This is a genomic window from Pantoea sp. 1.19, from assembly GCF_001922585.1.
GTDB lineage: Bacteria > Pseudomonadota > Gammaproteobacteria > Enterobacterales > Enterobacteriaceae > 1-19.
The window spans coordinates 1-846 of record NZ_MRBS01000038.1 but is presented as its reverse complement, the minus strand read 5'-3'; the positions used below and the strand labels follow the sequence as shown (position 1 = coordinate 846).

The window sequence follows — 846 nt, the reverse complement described above, 5'->3', positions numbered from 1 at the left end:
CGGCTTGATGGAGCCCGGCTTAGCCAGAACCTGGCCACGCTCGATCTCTTCACGCTTGATACCGCGCAGCAGTACGCCCACGTTCTCACCCGCCTGACCCTGGTCCAGCAGTTTGCGGAACATTTCAACACCGGTACAGGTTGATTTCGCGGTATCTTTGATGCCCACGATTTCCACTTCTTCACCGACTTTGATCACGCCACGCTCAACACGGCCGGTTACCACGGTACCGCGACCAGAGATGGAGAACACGTCTTCGATCGGCAGCAGGAACGGCATGTCGATAGCACGCTCTGGCTCCGGAATGTAGGAATCCAGGTAGCCGGCCAGCTCGATCACTTTCTCTTCCCACTCGGCTTCACCCTGCAGGGCTTTCAGCGCAGAACCGCGTACGATCGGCGTGTCGTCGCCCGGGAAGTCGTACTGAGACAGCAGCTCACGCACTTCCATCTCAACCAGCTCCAGCAGCTCTTCGTCATCAACCATGTCGCACTTGTTCAGGAACACGATGATGTACGGAACGCCAACCTGGCGACCCAGCAGGATGTGCTCACGGGTCTGCGGCATCGGGCCGTCAGTCGCGGCAACCACCAGGATTGCACCGTCCATCTGCGCCGCACCGGTGATCATGTTTTTCACATAGTCGGCGTGGCCCGGGCAGTCAACGTGCGCGTAGTGGCGAGTCGGGGTTTCGTACTCAACGTGAGAGGTGTTGATGGTGATACCACGAGCCTTCTCTTCCGGCGCGTTATCGATCTGGTCAAACGCACGCGCAGCACCGCCGTAGGTTTTAGCCAGTACGGTAGTGATAGCAGCGGTCAGAGTGGTTTTACCGTGGTCAACGTG

General features: G+C 58.6%; 1 protein-coding gene. It reads right to left on the bottom strand.

The genetic code is table 11. The features are described 5' to 3' along the window. On the bottom strand, positions 1-846 hold an 846-nt coding region (gene tuf / locus BS626_RS18030; protein WP_075183699.1), incomplete at both ends, for an elongation factor Tu.